Raw genomic sequence first — 20,458 nt, 5'->3', positions numbered from 1 at the left:
TAAAGATCATATTCAAACCTATAAGGGTTAGTTTTAAGGTATTACCTTTATTTCTACTACGTCCATACCTGATAAACTAAGTTTTTCGTTTGGAGATATTGTTTTGCCTGTTGTAAGGTCAATAAGTTTCGATGGCTGAAGTTGTTTCCATAAAAATGCAGTGGTCTGCTCCTTCTCATCAGGATTATACAGCCTGATCACGAAACTCTGATCTTCCTGTGGAGTAATGCTTGTTACTACCACTTTATCATTATTCATAAGAAAAAGGCTTCCTGTAAGGGATGATTTTTCTTTCATGGGAATAGCGATGAGAGGTTGAGTAAAAGCAGCTGCGTATTTTTCATTTTCTACAGCATTAAAAGCAGAATGCGGACGGAGAGCATAGCGGTAATGTACCGGACCTTCCTGATCTGCCTTATAATTGGTGTGCCAGTAGTTATTCATGGCGTAGCTGAACCAGTTGGTTGTATAAGGAGTTCCCTGATCCTTCCATTTTTTGTGGCTGTTGTCAATAACCATTCTTTCGTCAATCATTTCTGCCGCTTCAATCAATGGCGTTTCCAGCATCATCCACTGCATACCCTTTTGTCCGAAAGAAGCATCAACCCAACGTCGGCTGTACCAGTAATCCATATTGGATCCCGGAAGCTGGTCCGTAAGATATTTCATGGTACCGTATCCTGCATCTACAGTAATGTTTTTAAAATCAGTATTGAAAGGGAATCCAAAATGTACAGACTCTTTTGAACGGACAGACTTTTTATCGAGAATGTTTTCCAGGGAAATTTCATCACTGTCTGCCCATAGAGTGATTATTCTTTCCAGCTTTTTTGCTCCCGGAGCTTCTGATACCAATGAAACTCTAGCCATTGCCGGTCCCTTTTCCAATACTTTTACCTGTATGTCAGAATTGGATACAGCTTCTTTCGGATCGGATCCCGGAACATACCAGTAGCTGTTCAACCCTTGATTGTTAAAACTCCCTGCATAATTAGTTGTACTGTTATCTGTAAAATGGGTGATACTTCCCGTTTTAGAATCCCATGTTACGGTAACCTTTCCATTCGATATACTGTTAGTGGTTATAGTGAAAGGGTCAGCAGCAGGGACTTTAGTTTTAATAATGGTATAGACTGCAGAACCAAGTGGTGGAATATTTTTCGCGATAAATGCCATAGTTCCATCCTGCAGCTTTTGTAAAGGGGTCTTATTCCCGGAAGCATCCTGAACGGCATTTCCAAGGTTGGCTTCCGGAACGGAGACTGTGCCACTACGTACCCACGAAGAGGTATTAAAAACAACAATCGTCTTAGAAGCCGGATCAGTAATGGGTTGTAGCAGCTCCTTTTCCAGCTTGTCTGCAAGAGAACTTCCATCAAGGGAGAATTGTTTCTTTACCTGCCATTGGTCTTTTACAAAAGGAAGATCCGGTGCGGTAATACTGTTGAATGCTCCCCAGGTGTGTTCATGAAACAAAATAACATTTCTCCATGCCTCATAAAAATGCTGACCATTATATTGGCGAGGATTCAGCATAGCGTAGAGGGTGGTGAGCTGTTGCAGCCTTAAGCTGCTGTTTCTGTTAATCCCTTCTTCTTTGGCGGTAGACATTGCTCCGTCCTCCCAATGAGGGCTGATATCTCCTTTTATTACAGGAATCTGGTCTCCGTATTTTTTCTCAAAAATTTCAAACATTTTTTCATTGGTGCTGAGTACTATTTTTGGAGATTCATATTTTTTATTCCATTCGTCCACAAATTTTGAGATAGAAGGATCTATAGGTCCATTATCAGCAACAATATTATATCGCCATTGTACCATTTCATAAGGATAATTGGCATGGGTAAGATCTTCCAGATATTCTGCAATTTTTTTCTGACCATTTTCAAATACAGCTCCGGGATGAACTCCATGCCACGAAGAATATCCTCTTCCTGCGGTCCAGAATAATATTTTTTGTTTTCCGGATGGAGATTGCCACCATACAGGTTGATCACCCCATTTTTTGACAAAGTTTCCTACACGGTCTCCAAGATAAGGATTTGTTTTTCCCAGATAATTAGGCCCACTTGAGAAATATTTTACACCGGATGAAGCCAGGGCTGGAACTAAAGACCATGCAAATCCGGGAACATCAGACATCATGGCACTGTTGATCGTAAAGCCAAATTCCTTTTCCAGTTTCTGCGCGTATTCAGTGTAATGAAATAATTCCTCCGGCTGGCTAAGTCCTGTCAGAATATTACCATACATGGCAGAAAGACCAATGCCTCCCTCTTTGACGGCTTTTGCAAAAGCCTTTTTATCTTCGGGAGTTGCTTTTCGCATAAAGTTTTCCACATCCCAAAGGGCTTCTACATTCCATTTAAAACGGGCTTCCTCAGGTAGATTTTTGGTTTCCTCAATCATTTTGAGCGCATCATAGATATTCTGGGTATGAATCTTTTCTACTTCTGCCTGGAGATGTGAATATCCGACATCGGTATGAGAATGATGAACGAAGTATAAGGTACGGGGAACTACAGCTCCTGCCTGAATGGTTTTACGGAGAAGCTCTTTTTTTCCTGAGGTAACCACCAGTTCTATATTACCTCCTTTTGAGGAAAGAGAAACAGGAATGTCAAAGGTTTTAATACCATCCGGCATCGTAAAAGAGAAAGTGTCTTTGTTATCTATTTTAGCGGTTATTTTTTGTTCCGGACCAAAGTGAAGGGTCGTAAGGGTGAGAAGACGTTTGCCGTCTTTTAAAAGAAATGGGGTAGACTGGGCATCTATTTTTTCCTGAAATGTAAATTTATAAGTCATCAGCCAATCCCGGCTATTCTGTGCTTGTCCCACTATTTTTAAACGGAGAGGTTTTCCTGGGGTAACCTTACTCACAGGAACCCGCAGATAAGCGATACCATAGGAATCTTTCAGTCCGTCCATTTTGGTTTGATGAAATACAAAGGCTGTACTGTCTGCCGCTTTAGCAATCCAGTCCGGACGCTGATTGGCGGGATAGGTCGTAAGGGTTAGTGCTTTTTGATCATTGATGTATAAATCAAAATTACGGGGTCCTCCACTGGTTCCGGACGAATGGGAAACCAACCAGTTAAAATATACATATGAGCCGGTATTTTTTTGTGGTACAGGAGCTGTTTCCCATTCGATGGTCTTAGCTCCATCTGTGGTACGTGTAAGTAAAGCACGGGTAGCATGATCCGGAAAAGCCGAGAAATAGTCGATATTCTCACCACTTATTTCACGGGAATATCCGTTGGTTGCCTGTATATTCCCAAAATAAGGAACATTCTTCTGAGCATAGATACCATTGCCTGTCATCAAAAAGGAGATCAGCAAAATAAAATACTTGTTATACATGGGCTTCATTTTTAATAATTATATGTTAGAATGTTTGAACATATTAGACGATAAAAAAACACGATCAATTATCCGGAGACTTGTTAATATCTATGGTATAGATGAACTTATCCGAACGGTAATAACCGACATTGTATTCTACGGGTTTTCCGTTGATATCATAGACAAAACGCTCGCGCTTCAGCACCGGAAAACTGGCTGATACTTTTAACTTCTTTCCTATGACACTCCCTGCCTGGCAGGCACTGATATTTTCCCGGGAACGGTGTACTGTTACCCCATATTTTTCCTGTAGCATCCCATATAAGGGAATGTTGAAATCATCATTTTTATCAACACCGATTCTTGGATGAAAATAGCTCTCAAAATAAACAATCGGATCTCCTGAATTTTCACCCTTTAATTTAGAAAGTTTAAATATTTTTTTATCCGAAGGACAGTTAAAAAAATTGCAGATTTCTTCAGTAGGCTGTTCTGCACCCGTCTTTAAGGATTGATTGACTACAAGAATTCCTTTTTCCTGCATTTCTCTGGTAAAGCTGTACCAGTGATCCAATCCGGTGACAAGACTCTTCTTTTCGGCAACACGGGTTCCAATGCCTTTTTTACGGATGATCAGTCCTTCATGCTCCAGTTTGTTCGTAGCCTGACGAATGGTATTTCGGGAAACACCCCAAAGGTTAGCCAGGTCAACTTCTTTAGGTAATAGAGCTCCTTTTTTATACTCTTCCATTTTAATAAGTTTACGAAAAAGTTCCTCTACCTGTACATGGAGTGGGAGTTTGCTGTTGTGATCAATCGTAAAATCTTTAGCAGGTATGTTCATACATATAATAAAGTGTAAATATAATAATTTTTTGATTTCAAGATCATTTTTTTATTAAATCTGTTGATCATAGATCCTTGAAGTGAAGAAATAACAATAAATATCCTGGTATTATGGACCATACGAAAAAAAAATCCACAGATCTCACGAATTTCACAGCGCATAAGCCTGTGTGATCTGAGAAATCTGTGGAAATGTTTTAGTGTTGAAAGGTTTTTTCAACCCGTATCAATGACTAGAAAGTGACATCAAGTCCAACATAGAAATTAGCTTTCATAATAGGAGCGTATACCATTCCGCCATCAAAATAACTTCCAAAAGGATTTTTAAAATCAACAATTGCATTTTTCTGATAGTATGAGGTAAGGTTCTCTCCCCCTACATAAGCTCTGATCTTTTTATTGAAATTTCTTGAGATCTGCGCATTAAGTATGGCATACGATTCTGAATACACCGGTAACTGAAATTCTGCAGGGTTGCTTGATGTATCCGGAAGTCTTTGTTTTCCTACCCAGTTTAAAGTAGTATCAAAGCTCCAGAATCCGCCTTTATCATTTTTATTGGTGGCATAGGCTAAATTCACAAATCCTCTGTGCTTGGCCATAAAAGGAATTTCTCTTCTTCCACCGATATAATCTGCCTGTACATCATAATACTTGTATGCTAATCTTACATCAAAGTTTTTGAAAGGAGTAAAATCCCACTGCGTTTGAAAAGAGTTGGCAAAAGACTTGCCCTCAAGGTTATAGAATGTAAGCTGCTGAGGTGATTTATCCAAATCTACCAACACCTGGTCCTGGAAATCCGTTCTGAAGAAATCTGCAATAATAGTTGATTTTCTTCCGAAAATTTTAAATTCCTGTTGCAGGCTTACTCCATAATTCCATGCTATTTCAGGCTTTAAACCATAGATGTTCCCACCGTTTGACAGAATATTAATTGCTCTGTTGGACGCAAAATACTGTTGGTTTTCCGCAAAAACATTAGCCGTTCTGAATCCTCTTCCTGCAGAAAGTCTTAAGATCGTCTGGGGAGTGAAATCATATTTAAAATTAAGTCGGGGGGTAAACTGAGTTCCTGCTAAGTTGTGAAAATCTGCTCTTGCTCCTGCTACTAAAGTATATTTTAAACCTGTTAAAGTATATTCTGCAAAAATTCCCGGAACAATTTCGTTTCTCTTAAGGTTGTCTGTCAGGTAATTTTCTTCATAGCCATCATATAAAAAGCTTGCTCCGGCTTTATACTTGTGGTTGGTATTTCCAATAATGCTTTCAAAAATTAAGTTGGAATAATAAGTGTGCTGTTGCCCGTTATAATTTCTCAGCCCGAAAAAGCTATCCTGTTGGTGATACACATACTGATTCATCCATCCGATACTCTGGTAAGGTTTTCCTTTAAAAACATATCCTGTTTTGTTCCAAACCTGAAACCTTGAAATATCAATACCTACTCCATAAGCATACTGTTTATCCTGAGCCAGTTTTTTATCAAAATCTACTTGTCCGGCAGTTCTCTCATCCCGGATGAAATTGATTCCGAAGTGAGATCCGAATCCGGATTTTTCCAGATCATTATAATTAAGAAGGTAAGCTGCATTGATTTGTGTTCCTTTCGGCCTGTCCAGGAAACCGTCACCATTCATATCCGTATTTCCAAAGGTTCCGTTTCCATGAAGTAAAAATGTCTGTGACCATTTCTCATTAATGGGAGAAACACTTGTAATATTGGCTTCAGCTCTGCCGTTGAAGTCAGAAAAAAGATTCAGAGAGGTTTCGGATGTTTTTGCATTTTTCAGAAGCTCAGTATTGATCTGGCCGGTAATACTTTCGTACCCGTTAGTTACGGTACTTCCTCCCTTGGTTAACTGAATACTTTCAATCCATCTTCCGGGAATAAAATTCAGCCCATAAGCTGAGGCTAATCCTCTGATTTCAGGAAGCTGCTCTTTCGTTAAGCTGGTATATTTCTGGTCCAGACCCAACATTTTTAACTGCTTGGTACCTGTAACGGCATTACTGAAAGATACATCTACTGTAGCATTGGTTTCAAAGCTTTCAGACAGATTACAGCAGGCAGCTTTTAAAAGTTCTTTTTTATCAATATTAAAAACAAGTCCGGCTTCTTTTTTACTTAAAGATGTCGCCGCTTTATACCCTGTTACCACTACACCGTCAATATTCTTTTCATGCTGGCTGTGATCTTCGGTATTGGCTTGCGGCTGATGCTCTTTGTGATCCTCATGCTTTGTTCCTTCTTCATAATGAACATTGGGATTGGCTTCTCCAAACGGAATATCTCTGTCATACAGGCAACATCCCGGAAGGTTCTTATAAACGGCGTCGGAGGTTTTATACTTTTCATTATCATGACCTGCATCAGCAATTGCTTTTAAAATCTTATCTGATGAGGTTTTTGAAGAATCGAAATCCAGGATTACGGTTTGTTTTTCTGCATTCCATTCCGCCGAACCGGCTCCCGCATCTTTAGCTGCTTTTTCAATTCTTGCTTTACATGAGGCACAGTTTCCTTTTACATAAAACTCGTTTTCTTTTTTATGGGCATGATGATCCTGAGATTCTGTAGCAGCCGGCTGAAGGGTTCTATCATAATGGCAGCATCCCGGAAGACCTTCATAGGTATCATTGGAAGCTTTGTATTTTTCATTATCATGACCTGCATCAGCCACTTTCTTTAAAATTTCATCTGCGGAAACACGCTCTGTTTCTAATGTTAAAGTTTGCAGATCGATTGAGTATACTGCGGTTTTTGCCCCTGCCTTTTTAGCAGCTCCTTCAATTCTGGTTTTGCACATTTCACAGTTCCCTTTTACTTTGAACTGATTTTTTGAAAGACCCTGAGCAGCAATAAATTGTGTAAACAGGAATAAGGTACCAAGTAGTAACCTGGAAATATATAATTTCATTTTATTTAAAAGTTTAGATTAATTAAAAAACCGTCCATTACATCATGTAATGAACAGACTCTGTTTAATTAACCTATTTTAGGCGGCTGCCAGATCTCTTTTAAACGGTCTGAAAGATAAGGATCTGAGTATTGAAACTGAGGGTTCTTATTCGATTTGTAATAAGACAGTTCCAGACGTAAATTTTTTGAAAATGGAGTTTCTATAAAAGTAAAACAGGCAACACATGATGAACAACAGTCATCATTACAAGATTTTGTAGTATCGTCTTTGCTGTCTTTTTTAGAAGAATGATGTTTACAGCAATCCTTTTTAGATTCTGCCTTACAGCAAGTATCTTGCATAGATTGGGCATAGAAGCTGTCTTTAGGAACCAAAAAAATTCCTAAACAAAATACTATTAAAAATAGGTGAAGCAGCTTCATTCCTGCAAAAATACAAAATTTATGGCAAAGGATCACCAACTTTCACAGCACAGTTATGCCAGGGTTCACCATGAGCAGGATTGGCTTTTGGTTTTTCTCCCATAGCCAGGTTCTGCGATGCAGGAGCTGGAGCGGGGGTAGGAGTAGTCTGTACATTAGCCGTTGGCTGAGGAGCAGGTGCCGGCTTACTGTTTAAAGGCTGTCCCACAGGAATATCACATCGGTGTCCCGGTTCTCCATGAGGAGGATTCATTCCCGGAGCTGTTTTTACCTGTTTGCCGTTATTATCAATAGTAATTTTTCCCGGAGAAACAGCATTAGGGTCAATTTGAATGGCATTATTTCCGTTGACGGTTATATTTTGAGAAACCGGAGTAGGGCTACTGTTTAAAGGTTGTCCCACAGGAATATCGCAACGGTGTCCCGGCTGCCCGTGTGATGGGTTCATTCCCGGAGCTGCTGCAATAGGAGAAGGAGTAGGGTTAGATTGAATGCCTGCCTGATTCATCAGGGAAGCTTTTGGGGTATTCAATGCTACTTCAGGCTGAGAACCTGCTTCTTTTATATACGTTGCTCTTTCATCCTTTTTACAGGAAACAATAAGTAATGATACGGCGATCAAACCTACAAATGTATTCTTCATATCCATGGGTATGAAACAAAATTAGCAAAACATTTTGAATTGTTTTGCTAATTTTATATTTATAGTTTGATTTTAGAATTAATTTTTCACTAAAAGTCTAAAACCTTCTCCGTGAACATTGATAATTTCCAATCCTTCATCATCTTTTAACAACTTACGAAGTTTCGCAATATATACGTCCATACTTCTAGCTGTAAAGTAATTTTCTTTCTTCCAGATTTTTCTTAAAGCAAGATCTCTTGGCATGAAATCATTTCTATGAATACAAAGAAGTTTTAACAGCTCATTCTCTTTTGGAGAAAGCTTGTATTCTTTATCACCTACTTTTAGCTGTCTCAGCATAGAATCAAAGAAAATATTGCTGATTTTGAACTGCTCCTGTTCTTCATTTTCAAGAGTAGAGCTTCTCTGAAGAATAGCTTTGATCTTGTATAAAAGAAGTTCAGTATCAAAAGGTTTGGTGATATAATCATCAGCTCCTAATTGGTATCCTTTCAAAATATCCTCTCTCATATTTCTTGCTGTAAGGAAAATGATGGGAGTGTTTTTATCAATCTTTTTCACATCTTCAGCTAATGAAAACCCGTCTTTTTTAGGCATCATTACGTCAAATATGCAGATGTCGAATTCGTTTTCTGTAAACTCTTTAAGTCCTTGCTCTCCGTCAGTGGCAAGAGTAACTTCAAAATTATTGATTGTTAAATAATCTTTAAGCACCGCTCCAAAACTCTGATCGTCCTCTACTAATAATATTCTGTTGCTCATAATTTCAATAATTAAAAATTAATACTAAGAATGAACTTTCTCACTCTATCTTCTATATTTTGTTATTTGATTTTTTACTTTATTTAATGTTAGCTCATAGGCAGCTTTATGGTGAATGTGCTTCCGTTTCCTTTATTGGAGTCTACAATCACCTGTCCTTTGTGGAGCTCTACAATTTTCTTAACATACGAGAGACCTAATCCCTGTCCCTTTACGTTGTGTATATTTCCTGTTTCTTCCCTAAAGAATTTTTCGAAAATTTTTGTTTTGTTTTGGGTGTCCATCCCCATTCCTTTATCTGAAACTTCAATAACATACCAATTTCCTTCATTTTTCGTTTCTACATGAATTTCCGGAGCTTCAGGAGAGTATTTGTTGGCATTGTCTAATAGATTAACCAGCATATTCGAGATGTGGAATTCATCTATTTTAAAAGTATAATGAGTCGCCGTAAACTTCTGGGTAAGCGATCCGTTTCTCTGTCCTACAATGAGATTGAAAGATTCTGTAGTCCTTTTGATGAGTTCTCTTACGTTGGTTTCCTTCAGGAAGAGTTTTACTTCATTTCTTTCAAGCTTAGACATATTAAGGACATTTTCTACCTGTTTTTTCATCCTCAGGTTCTCCTGTTTGATGAGTTCTGAGTAATATTTTACCTTATCGGGATTCGTGGCAATTTTATCATTGGCCAAAGAGTCTGTCGCTACAGAAATTGTTGCTAAAGGTGTTTTAAACTCATGAGACATATTATTGATGAAATCTGTCTTTACTTCAGCCAGCTTTTTCTGCCTCATCATATAGTTGATGGAAATAATGTAGATCCCAAGGATCGTCAGTAACGAAAGAAAAGTTCCCAGCAGCATAGGCCAGTTGTTCATCGCCAGAGAATATTCTTTTTTAGGAAAAACCAGGGCTAGGCTGTATAACGTATTTTTTTTGTCTGTAAAAAGTGGATAGTTATACGTATTGCTGTCTTTTTTCTCTTTATATGTTTTATTGGCAATACTGGTGAGCTTATTGTTTTTGTCAATAACTCCGTACCCAAATTTTGCCGTAATACCTCTTATTTTCAATTCTTTTGAAATAACGGAATCCAGAATGACAGGATCCACTCTCTTCGCGATCGGTAAATTGCTTCCGTATACTTTTACAAACTCTTTAATGGCATAATCTCCATTTTCAATATCTGTATTGAGATCAGCAGTAAGGAGCTCCCGGTTGGTGGTATCTCTTTTGATCTTATAGGCTGCTTCGTCAGTATATAAGGTAGTCAGTTTTACAGTGTCTCCTTTTTTAGAAATCGGAAGCTGGGTATTTGAAATAATATTTTTAGAGTAGATGATCTGTCTCTGAGTACCAGAATCCTCTACCTGTTGAATAGTTGTTAAAGAAGGCTGGCTACTATTGGCAAGAATTGTTTTTCTGTTTTCTTTATTCAGGTATTTATCAGCTTCAATTTCTTCAATATTCTTGGATACGTTTTCCAGAGCTGAATATACTTTGTTTGAAAAGTCCTGTTCAAGAGTGCCGTAATAACGTTTCAGCCAATAAAATTGGAGCGTAACGAAGACAATCAGTGAGATCGTCATAAACACCGAAATTATTGGGATGAATTTATTATTCATTATTTTATTTTATATGTTTTGGAAAAATGAATGTTAAAATTAATTGTTTTAAGACAAGGTAAACAAAAAACGAGCCAAAAAATTGTATTTTTTTTCTTAAAAGGGTGTTTTTTAACAATTATTTATGAATTATATAATCCTTGTCATATGAAAAGTACGGTAAATAAATAAAGAAGTAACTTTATTAAAAATAATTACTTATGGAATCTAATATCATTTTCAACAAAGATTTTGATGCATATGCAGTGTATGTAATGAAAATTTATAATGCAGATGTTTCAACGGTATGGAACTATTTTACTCAATCCGAATTATTGGATCAGTGGTGGGCTCCCAAGCCCTGGAAATGTGAAACGAAAAAGCAGGATTTTAAAGAAGATGGAATTTGGCTATATGCCATGGTGGGTCCTGAAGGGGAGAGGCATTATGCTCAGGTAAAATACGGGGAGATTATGGAACATAGAAGTTTTGACGGAGTTGATGCATTCTGTGATGAAAATGGTAAGATTAATGAAAATTTTGGACAGTCAAAATGGCTTATTGGTTTTACGGGAGTAGAAGAGGGGACAAAAGTGACTGTTAATATTCATTTTATGTCAGCGGAAGCATTAGAGCAGCAATTGGAAATGGGTTTTGAAGAAGGATTTAAAATGGGGCTTAGTCAGCTTGAGGAGATTTTAAAATAAATAGTAAGACTAGCTGAGCCGTTAAGAATATACTTAGACCTAGCGAAAAATCAGAATGTTTTTTGTTGATTGGGCTAATATCTGAAAAAAAATAAAAGCTTGGAAAATATCCAAGCTTTTATTTTTATAGCAATTCTTCATCCTGAAAATACTGAATAATCGCTTTTTTCATAAGCAGAGACTGCTCATTAGGTCTTAATTCAGGCAGGCCTTCCACTTTGTCAAAATGTGGCCATCCATCTTCATAATGCGTAAATTTATAATAACCAAAAGGTTCTAATAATCTGCATACGGCAATATGAAGGATATTCAGTTTATCGTCTTTGGTATATTTTTGTTGACCGCTTCCCAATTCCTGAAGTCCTATCAAAAACAATATCGTTTCAATCGGCGGATTTTTTTCAGTCTGGAAATTGTCTTCAAAAAATTGTTCTATTTTTTTCCAATATTCGGATTCGTTCATAATTTTATAAATAATAAATTATAAGTGTTAAATGATAAAGTTAACTTTTTAGCATTTTTCTATATGAAGAAGTCACTTTTAGTATTTCTTCAGTTTTGTTTTTTATATCTGTTAATAGCTCTTTTTGAACATATTCCAATTCTTCCAACATCTCAAGCCAAAACAATGTTTCATCAGTTTCTTCAATAACAATAGATATCTTGGAAAATCTTTCTGCTTTTGACCTTGCTCTGCACATAGCCCGATAGTTGGTGGCCATAGAGGTTGAGGATCGGAATATTTGTTTTCTTATTACTCCAAAAGCTTCGTTATAAGGGTGTTTTGATAATTCCTTAATGATAGTGATGGCTAACTGTTTTGTTTTGAAGGCAAAAATTTTGTTATAATCCAGACTATCCATCATTTATAAATTATCATTGATTTTTAAAAGGAATGCATATTCCAATGCGTCTTCCTTCAGTGATTCAAATCTTCCACTCGCTCCTCCATGTCCTGAGCTCATATCAGTTTTGAAAACTAAAATATTATCATCTGTTTTTAATTCTCTCAGCTTTGCTGTCCATTTTGCAGGCTCCCAATACTGCACCTGTGAATCATGAAATCCTGTAGTAATAAGCATGTGCGGATAATCTTTTGCTTCCACATTGTCGTAAGGAGAATATTCTTTCATATAATGATAGTATTCTTTGTCATTCGGATTACCCCATTCGTCATACTCTCCGGTTGTTAAAGGAATCGTATCATCAAGCATAGTGGTCACTACATCCACAAAAGGAACCTGTGCTACAATTCCATGGAATAACTGAGGTTCGTAATTAACAACAGCTCCCACTAAAAGACCTCCGGCACTTCCACCCATAGCGTACATATGTCTGGATGAAGTGTAATTTTCTTTGATCAGATATTTTCCGGCATCAATAAAGTCAAAAAATGTATTTTTCTTAAAAAGCATTTTTCCGTCTTCGTACCATTCTCTTCCCAGGTATTCACCACCACGGATATGGGCAATAGCATAAATAAATCCTCTATCCAGAATTGACAATCTTACATTGGAGAAGCTGGCATCTACAGTATGTCCGTAACTTCCATATCCATACAGAAGAAGTGGAGTGTCTGCCGATTTTTTGGTGTCCTTATGGTATACCAAAGAAATTGGGATTTTTGTTTCTCCATCCCTTGAATCAGCCCATATTCTTTCGGAAATATAATTTTCAGGAAAGAAATTTCCACCCAGAACCTCTTGTTGTTTAAGAAGTTTGGTTGTTTTTTCTTTCATATTATATTCATAGGTAGAACTTGGCTGCGTCAGTGAAGTGTAGCCATAGCGCAAAATCTCTGTGTCAAATTCGAGATTTACCCCAATATAGGTAGTATAAGTAGGATCTGAGAAAGGTAGATAATATGATTCCTGTGTTTTTTCATCAATGATTTTGATTTGCAGCAATCCACTTTCTCTCTCTTCAAGAACCAGATAGTCTTTAAAAATTTCGAAACCTTCCAATAAAACTTCAGCGCGGTGCGGAATCACGTCAGTCCAGTTTTCCATGCCACACTTGCTGATCTTTGTTTTTACAATTTTGAAATTGATGGCATCATCAGCATTGGTAATGATGTAGAATTCATCTTCATAATGTTCTACAGAATATTCAAGATCATCTATTCTTGGCTGAATGATCGTCCATTCTGCAAATACATTATCAGAAGGAATGAAACGGTGTTCATCAGAAATAGTACTTGAGCTTGCGATGAAAATATACTGTAATGATTTTGTTTTGAAAACATTGACGTCAAAAGTGTCATCTTCTTCATGGAAAATTAAAATATCTTCCGATGAATCAGTTCCCAGCTCATGTCTGTATACCTGAAATGCACGAAGACTCTGATCTTTTCTGATATAAAAAACATGCTTGTTGTCATTGGCCCAAACAGCCTTTCCTGTGGTATTAGGAATACTGTCCGGAAGTATTTCTCCGGTTTCTAAGTTTTTAAATTGCAGAGTGTAAATTCTCCTCCCTACATTATCCGCGGAAAAAGAAGCCAGCGTATTGCCCGGGCTTACCGCTACACTTCCCACTTCAAAGAAGTCTTGGCCTTCGGCTAGCGTGTTGACGTCCAGTACAATTTCTTCCTGATTGTCCAGGCTCTTATGTTTTCTGCAGAAAATAGGATATTCTTTACCCTCTTCATAGCGTACAATATACCAGTATTCATTAAAGAAATAAGGAAGAGACTCGTCATCTTTTTTATAACGGGCCTTCATTTCTTCAAAAAGCGCCTCCTGAAGTTCTTCAGTGTCTTTCATGATGAATTCTTCGTAAGCATTTTCCTCTTCAATATACTGGATCACTTCAGGGTTTTCCCTTTCATTGAGCCAAAAGTAATTGTCGGTTCTTTTATCGCCGTGAGTTTCTAATATTTTTTCTATTTTTTTTGCTTTTGGAGCTTTCATCCGAATATTTTGATTTTTTACTGAAGAAAATATGCCCTGATCCCTTTCATTTTGAAAGGAGCTTTATACGGACATTTTATTCAATGTTAATTTTTATTCAAATATAAGAAAGGCTATCAGATTTTTGATAGCCTTTACCGTTAATATCGTTGAAGTGATTATTTTTTTATGGTTTTTGAAGTCCTATCCCCTGTATTTAGGAAGATTAAATATATACTTCTTTGTCAATAAACTGAAGAAGATGGTTAAGTATTTTCCTGAAATATCTGCAATCTACCTGATTTACACTTGATATGCATGTTTTTAAAATAGAAAACCATCTATTCAGCACTGAAAAGATGGTTTTTTTTAATTTTTATTAAAGGCTATTTATGCAGAGCCTTAACATATTTTTCCAGAGCCATTGTCATGGATGGGGTTTCTTTTGTAGGTGCCATTAAATCTACCTTTAAGCCAGCTTCTTCCGCTGCTGCCAAAGTAGTGTTTCCAAAAACACCGATTTTTGTTTCCTCTTGTTTGAAATCAGGGAAATTTTGCTGTAAAGACTTAATTCCTTGTGGACTGAAGAAGATCAGCATATCATAATCCTTAATGGTGATATCTGTCAGGTCACTGCATACAGTACGGTACATGATAGCTCTTGTCCATTCTACATTAGAAGAATCTAGAGTTTTTACAATATCCGGACTTAAAACATCTGAAGATGGTAGCAGATACTTTTCAGTAGGGAATTTTTTGAAAAGAGGAAGTAGGTCTGAGAAATTTTTCTCTCCAAAGCTGATTTTTCTCTTTCTATACACAATGTGCTTTTGAAGATAGTTGGCAATGGCTTCGGACTGACAGATGTATCTCATCGTATCCGGAACAGCAAAGCGCAGATCCTCTGCAAGTCTGAAGTAATGATCAATTGCATTTTTACTGGTGAAAATAATCCCAGTATATTGCGTTAGATCGATCTTCTGAGTTCTGAGCTCTTTATTGTCAACTCCTTCGACGTGGATGAAAGGGCGGAAATCAATCTTTATTTTTTCCTTCTTCGCTATATCCAAATATGGAGACGATTCACTAGGCGCTGGTTGAGAAACCAATATAGACTTTATTCTCATCATTGACATTTATTAAAAAAATAACAACTTCCAAAGCAGTAATAATGGTGCGATTTGGAGGGTGCAAATATACAAAAATTTATAATACCATTTCTCAGGAAGAATCTTGTTCTTGTGAAATAAATAGAAAAAGACTTTGAAAATGAACACAAAAGAAAAGAATGAGAAATAGTAAAGAAATATTTTATTTCTGTCAATAGGGAAGTAATAATGGGTTACACAAAGAATTATTAATAAAAATGACAGAATGAAATAAAATTTAGTGGAGGTGAAATAAAAAATTGTCCATTTTTTTCCATCTCCTATACTTTGATAAAATAAAAAGCCCAATGCTGATTTTATCAGATAAAAAAATAAGACGGCCAGTAATGTATATCCAAATTTATTGAGCTGATATCCTAAAAGCTGTAAATCCGCAATATATTTAGGAACAACCGGAATGTACTGGGAAATCAAAACGGACAGTGTAAGGGTTGTTACACATGATGTAATGATCCAGCTTGGCAGGTTATTGCTTGCATCAAAATATTTTTGAAGCAGAAAATCTTTAAGGCTTGCATCACGTTCTATGATGTTCATCATGAATACATATAAAAATATGCAACCTACAAGAATGAAAATTACCCAATCATTATTCTCGGGTATCCTTACTTGATTTATAAAGTTTTGTGATGATAGCAAAATTTATTTTTTTTTAATTTTTATGTAACCCTAAATAACACAATTTGGCACAGATTTTCGTTATCGCATCATCTGCAGCTAAAATAAATCCCTCCATCGTATTATATATCATGCAGATTTAGTGAATGTCAAATTCAGTTAAACCTGTGGGAAGTATTTTTTGCAAAATTATAGATTATTTTGTATAAAATAAAAAGGTTAAATAAACTATCTTTGCAAACTGAAATGAAAAAACTAGTCATTATCCCCACTTATAACGAAAAGGAAAATATTGAAAATATTATTTCCGCGGTTTTTGCATTGGAAGATGACTTTCATGTTTTAGTGGTGGATGACTCTTCTCCGGATGGTACGGCTGAAGTGGTAAAAGAGCTTCAGAAAAGATTCTCACATCATTTGCATTTGTCTGTAAGGCATATAAAGGATGGTTTGGGGAAGGCATATATCCATGGATTTAAATGGGCTATCGAAAACAAATATGATTACATTTTTGAAATGGATGCCGATTTTTCTCACAATCCCAATGACCTGCCTAAACTTTATGAAGCCTGCCTTCAGGCAGATATGGCTATCGGATCCCGGTATTCCAAAGGGGTAAATGTGGTCAATTGGCCAATGGGGAGAGTATTGCTTTCTTATTTTGCCTCGAAATATGTGAGATTTATCCTGGGACTTTCAATTCATGATACTACAGCCGGTTTCGTTTGCTTTTCCCGAAAAGTACTGGAAGAGATAGGTTTAGAGAATGTGAAACTGAAAGGATATGGGTTTCAGATAGAAATGAAATTCAGGGCTTATAAAAAAGGCTTTAAAATTGTAGAAGTTCCTATTATATTTACCAATAGAATTTTAGGAGAGAGCAAAATGAATGGCGGTATCATTCATGAAGCTGTTTTTGGTGTTTTAAATTTAAAGTGGAAATCAATTATCAACAGATTATGAAACAGAGCATGACCAATTTTTCTCACCCAGAGGAACATTTGTATGCGAAGTTCCATCAGACCATTAAAAATTATAAAAATAAGCTGATGAAAAAGCTGATCTTTATTTTCGTTTTGTTATGCATGTTTTCGTGCAGCGATTATATCGATAAACCTAAAAATCTGGTCGATAAGGACTTGATGGCTGAAGTTTTGGCGGATCTTACGATTAATGATCAGGCCACTTTTATGTATCAGGACAGTAATTTAGAAGCTGGTACAAGATTCATTCTTAAATCTCATAAGGTGAAACCCAATGATTTTGTTGAAAGTTTTAAATATTATGTGATCAAGGATGAAATGCAGGATATTGCCAATAAAGCCCAGGAGATTTTATTGAAAAAAGATCCGAAAGCCGATAAATACATAAAAGATAAGCAGAACAATAGTGGAATTCCACCCATCATGAAATAGTGATTGTATAGGAATACCCACTTGATAAAATTATGAATTACTGAATCGATCAGTTAAAAGTATACTAATGAAATTTTTTAATATAGAAAAAACCTCTGAAGGAAAAGCCAGAGCAGGAGAAATTACCACAGATCATGGGAAAATACAGACTCCCATTTTTATGCCTGTGGGAACAGTAGCGAGTGTAAAGACAGTTCATCAGAGAGAATTAAAAGAAGACATTAAGGCCCAGATTATTTTGGGAAATACCTACCACCTGTATCTTCGTCCGGGAATGGAAACGATGCAGGCTGCAGGAGGGTTGCATAAATTCATGAACTGGGATCTTCCTATCCTTACAGATTCAGGAGGTTTTCAGGTGTTTTCCCTGGCGAGTAACCGAAAAATGACTGAAGAAGGAGCGAGATTTAAATCTCATATTGATGGAAGTTATCATATGTTCTCACCGGAAAGATCAATGGAGATTCAAAGACAGATCGGAGCGGATATTTTCATGGCTTTTGATGAATGTACTCCTTATCCTTGTGAATATAATCAGGCCAAATCATCAATGGAGCTTACCCATCGCTGGTTAAAAAGATGCATAGAATGGACTAATGATAACCCTGAATTATACGGGCACAAGCAAAGGCTTTTCCCTATTGTGCAGGGATCTACCTATTCGGATTTAAGAAAGATTTCAGCTGAAGTTATTTCGGAAGCCGGAGCAGAAGGTAACGCTATCGGAGGTCTTTCTGTAGGAGAGCCCGAAGAGGAAATGTACAGAATTACAGATGAAGTTACGGATATTCTTCCTAAAGAAAAACCAAGATACCTGATGGGAGTAGGTACTCCCTGGAATATCCTGGAATCTATTGGATTAGGAATTGATATGATGGATTGTGTAATGCCTACAAGAAATGCGAGAAATGCGATGCTTTTCACATGGCAGGGAGTGATGAACCTTAAAAACGAAAAATGGAAACAGGACTTTTCTCCTTTAGACGAGTTTGGAACAAGTTTCGTAGACAGAGAGTATTCAAAAGCATACCTTCGTCACCTGTTCGTGTCCAAAGAATACTTAGCAAAACAAATTGCTTCTATTCATAACCTGGCATTTTATCTTGATTTGGTTAAAGTAGCAAGAGAGCACATCCTTGCGGGAGATTTTTATGAATGGAAAAACTCTGTAGTTCCGGTTCTCAGACAAAGACTGTAGAAGACTATGCTTAAAATAATAGACAGATATATCATTAAAAAATATCTTGGAACTTTTAGTTTCATGCTGATACTGCTGTCTATAGTAGTACTTGTTATCGATGTTCAGCAAAAGATTCCAAGGATAGAAAATGCAAAAGCTATTGACGCTAAGCTGGATCTGGTGTACTTCCTGATTCATTTTTATCCTTTCTGGATTATTAATCTTGTGGTGACATTCCTCTCCATTCTGGTATTTATTACGGTGATTTATTTCACATCCAGGATGGCCAATAATACGGAGATTGTGGCTATTATAAGCAGTGGGGCCAGTTTTCACCGCTTTGCAAAACCTTACCTGTATACTTCAATTCTGATTGCTTTGATGTCTCTTGTGGTCAACCATTTGGTGCTTCCATGGGCTAATATCAAGAAAAACGAATTGGAGGCTTATACCTACAATGCTGCCAATAAAGAAAAGATTTTAGGAACAGCCCCGGCATCTTCACAGCTCAGTAAGACTGAGTATATTTTTGTTGCTTCATGGAATAAAAGAGAAAAGAGAGGTTCCAGTTTTATATATCAGAAATTTGACAAAAACAGAAGAATGGTTTATGAGCTGAAAGCCAGTGAAGTATATTGGGATCTTGCTAAGAAACAGTTTGTTCTGAATAATTATCTTGAAAAGACTATTAATAAAGATAATACGGAAAAACTGGGTAATGGGGTAGAGCTAAGGAAAAACTATGGGCATTCCCCGGAAGAGCTTTTCCCTAATGAGCTTTTGGGACAGAATAAAACGACCCCAGAGCTTTTAAAATTCATTGATAGAGAAAAAGCAAGAGGAAACAGTAACCTGAACTCTTATCTGAATGAGCTTTATCAAAGGACTTCTATGCCTGTGTCTATCATTATTCTGACCTTTTTAGCCCTTTCGTTATCCTCACAAAAGAAAAGAGGAGGGCTTGGAGTCAACCTTGCAATAGGGATCTCATTAGCATTCCTTTTTGTATTTTCATTTGAAGCTTTAAAGGTAGTTTCGGAGAATAAAAGTCTGCCGCCAGCCTTGGCGATGTGGCTTCCGAACCTGGTATTCCTTCCGCTTACTCTTTATTTGTATATCAAAAGAGCGAATCAGTAAAGGAGTTTTACTTCTTTATGGTAAAAAGAGCGTAAGCCGTTTTCCAGTTCTATCCAAAGTTCACCTTTTTCGTCTGCATTCCTGATAATGCCATTTTGGCGTTCTTTTTCAATTTCAAAAACTGAGATCTCATCTTTCCGGAACAGATGTTTATTGAATGTATCCAGGATTTCCTGATCTGGAGGAATATTTTTCAGTCTTTCAGATACATATTCATGAAGGTTTGCCGCCGCGTCTTCAAGGTCAAATAGCTGTCCTGTTTGCGTGAGAAGCGATCCTGCATTGGATATTTCATCAAATTTCTCCTGAAGGATATTAATTCCGGCTCCGATAATGAAATAATTATTTTGATTAATTTTTTTCTTTTCAATCAAAATTCCAACGATTTTTTTACCTTTAAGGATAATATCATTCGGCCACTTTATTTTGACGTCATGATCAGCCAATTTGGCAAGGAAATTCCTGATAATAATTGCGGTATAATAATTGAATATAAAGTCAGAGCACAAGATGTTCTGAGACTTCACTGCCAGCGTATAAGCCAGGTTTTTTCCGGCAGTTTGAGTCCATACATTTCCATACTGACCGCGGCCTTTCGTCTGGTTAAAAGTATGAAGTCCTATAAAATCTGAATTTTCGTAAAGTAAAAACTTTGATATTTCGTCATTAGTAGAAGAACATTCTTTCAGGTAGAATAGTTGGCTCATTTAAGAAAACTTTAAGACATTAAAGGGGTAAAAGTAAGGTTAAAGTAAAGAAAAAACAATAAATTTGCAGATTATAGTATTTTTT

At 36.7% G+C, this 20,458-nt stretch carries 18 protein-coding genes; 5 read left to right on the top strand and 13 right to left on the bottom strand.

Annotation, left to right across the window (positions count from 1 at the left end; all coding sequences use genetic code 11):
- Positions 1–33: 33 nt before the first annotated feature.
- The 7 genes from DRF57_RS02240 to DRF57_RS02210 form a co-directional block, all read right to left on the bottom strand.
- On the bottom strand, positions 34–3,363 hold the full coding sequence (locus DRF57_RS02240) for a glycoside hydrolase family 38 N-terminal domain-containing protein (protein WP_228450295.1): 3,330 nt from the start codon (positions 3,361–3,363) through the stop codon (positions 34–36).
- A 64-nt stretch (positions 3,364–3,427) separates the two neighbouring features.
- Positions 3,428–4,189 (bottom strand): GntR family transcriptional regulator, encoded by a 762-nt coding sequence (locus DRF57_RS02235; RefSeq protein WP_115916683.1) that lies wholly within the window; start codon positions 4,187–4,189, stop codon positions 3,428–3,430.
- Positions 4,190–4,424: 235 nt separating this feature from the next.
- Positions 4,425–7,112 carry a TonB-dependent receptor domain-containing protein gene (locus tag DRF57_RS02230; protein WP_115916681.1) on the bottom strand — a complete coding sequence of 896 codons (2,688 nt, stop codon included), beginning with the start codon at positions 7,110–7,112 and terminating at the stop codon, positions 4,425–4,427.
- Between the two features lie 68 nt (positions 7,113–7,180).
- Positions 7,181–7,537: a hypothetical protein gene (locus DRF57_RS02225; RefSeq protein WP_047484779.1), complete on the bottom strand. Its 357-nt coding sequence runs from the start codon at positions 7,535–7,537 to the stop codon at positions 7,181–7,183.
- A 19-nt stretch (positions 7,538–7,556) separates the two neighbouring features.
- A complete protein-coding gene (locus tag DRF57_RS02220; protein ID WP_115916679.1) occupies positions 7,557–8,186 on the bottom strand; it encodes a hypothetical protein in 630 nt (209 codons plus the stop codon).
- A 72-nt stretch (positions 8,187–8,258) separates the two neighbouring features.
- Positions 8,259–8,945 (bottom strand): response regulator transcription factor, encoded by a 687-nt coding sequence (locus tag DRF57_RS02215; protein ID WP_002982671.1) that lies wholly within the window; start codon positions 8,943–8,945, stop codon positions 8,259–8,261.
- Positions 8,946–9,034: 89 nt separating this feature from the next.
- A complete protein-coding gene (locus DRF57_RS02210) occupies positions 9,035–10,570 on the bottom strand; it encodes a sensor histidine kinase (protein WP_047484781.1) in 1,536 nt (511 codons plus the stop codon).
- Positions 10,571–10,770: 200 nt separating this feature from the next.
- On the opposite strand from DRF57_RS02210, the gene DRF57_RS02205 reads away from it, so the two are divergent.
- Positions 10,771–11,256 carry an SRPBCC family protein gene (locus DRF57_RS02205; RefSeq protein WP_047484782.1) on the top strand — a complete coding sequence of 162 codons (486 nt, stop codon included), beginning with the start codon at positions 10,771–10,773 and terminating at the stop codon, positions 11,254–11,256.
- 124 nt (positions 11,257–11,380) lie between these two features.
- Here DRF57_RS02205 and DRF57_RS02200 read toward each other — a convergent pair whose 3' ends face one another.
- From DRF57_RS02200 to DRF57_RS02180, 5 genes are all read right to left on the bottom strand, one after another.
- A complete protein-coding gene (locus tag DRF57_RS02200) occupies positions 11,381–11,719 on the bottom strand; it encodes a hypothetical protein (RefSeq protein WP_047484784.1) in 339 nt (112 codons plus the stop codon).
- Between the two features lie 40 nt (positions 11,720–11,759).
- Positions 11,760–12,119, bottom strand: a complete 360-nt coding sequence (locus DRF57_RS02195; protein ID WP_115916836.1) for a four helix bundle protein — start codon at positions 12,117–12,119, stop codon at positions 11,760–11,762.
- A gap of 3 nt (positions 12,120–12,122) precedes the next feature.
- Complete coding sequence (locus tag DRF57_RS02190; protein ID WP_047484787.1) at positions 12,123–14,168, bottom strand: S9 family peptidase; 2,046 nt, start codon at positions 14,166–14,168, stop codon at positions 12,123–12,125.
- A gap of 365 nt (positions 14,169–14,533) precedes the next feature.
- Positions 14,534–15,274: a uroporphyrinogen-III synthase gene (locus DRF57_RS02185; RefSeq protein ID WP_047485086.1), complete on the bottom strand. Its 741-nt coding sequence runs from the start codon at positions 15,272–15,274 to the stop codon at positions 14,534–14,536.
- Between the two features lie 12 nt (positions 15,275–15,286).
- A complete protein-coding gene (locus DRF57_RS02180; protein WP_052188459.1) occupies positions 15,287–15,955 on the bottom strand; it encodes a DUF4271 domain-containing protein in 669 nt (222 codons plus the stop codon).
- Positions 15,956–16,180: 225 nt separating this feature from the next.
- Here DRF57_RS02180 and DRF57_RS02175 point away from each other — a divergent pair, with 225 nt between their 5' ends.
- From DRF57_RS02175 to DRF57_RS02160, 4 genes are all read left to right on the top strand, one after another.
- Positions 16,181–16,897 (top strand): polyprenol monophosphomannose synthase, encoded by a 717-nt coding sequence (locus DRF57_RS02175; protein ID WP_047484788.1) that lies wholly within the window; start codon positions 16,181–16,183, stop codon positions 16,895–16,897.
- Positions 16,894–17,349, top strand: coding sequence for a DUF4296 domain-containing protein (locus DRF57_RS02170; protein WP_228450291.1), 456 nt, complete (start codon positions 16,894–16,896; stop codon positions 17,347–17,349). The genes DRF57_RS02175 and DRF57_RS02170 overlap by 4 nt, the downstream gene beginning before the upstream one ends.
- Before the next feature lie 67 nt (positions 17,350–17,416).
- The gene (tgt, locus tag DRF57_RS02165; protein WP_047484790.1) at positions 17,417–18,547 is read left to right on the top strand and encodes a tRNA guanosine(34) transglycosylase Tgt; all 1,131 of its coding nucleotides are present in this window, start codon (positions 17,417–17,419) and stop codon (positions 18,545–18,547) included.
- A gap of 6 nt (positions 18,548–18,553) precedes the next feature.
- Positions 18,554–19,666: an LptF/LptG family permease gene (locus DRF57_RS02160; RefSeq protein WP_115916677.1), complete on the top strand. Its 1,113-nt coding sequence runs from the start codon at positions 18,554–18,556 to the stop codon at positions 19,664–19,666.
- Here DRF57_RS02160 and DRF57_RS02155 read toward each other — a convergent pair.
- Positions 19,660–20,373, bottom strand: coding sequence for a biotin--[acetyl-CoA-carboxylase] ligase (locus tag DRF57_RS02155; RefSeq protein ID WP_115916675.1), 714 nt, complete (start codon positions 20,371–20,373; stop codon positions 19,660–19,662). The two genes, DRF57_RS02160 and DRF57_RS02155, sit on opposite strands and share 7 nt — an antisense overlap.
- Between the last annotated feature and the right edge of the window lie 85 nt (positions 20,374–20,458).

This window comes from Chryseobacterium rhizosphaerae (genome assembly GCF_003385455.1).
Classification (GTDB): domain Bacteria; phylum Bacteroidota; class Bacteroidia; order Flavobacteriales; family Weeksellaceae; genus Chryseobacterium; species Chryseobacterium rhizosphaerae.
The sequence above is the reverse complement of the archived record's forward strand: the minus strand, read 5'-3'. Positions and strand labels throughout refer to the sequence as shown.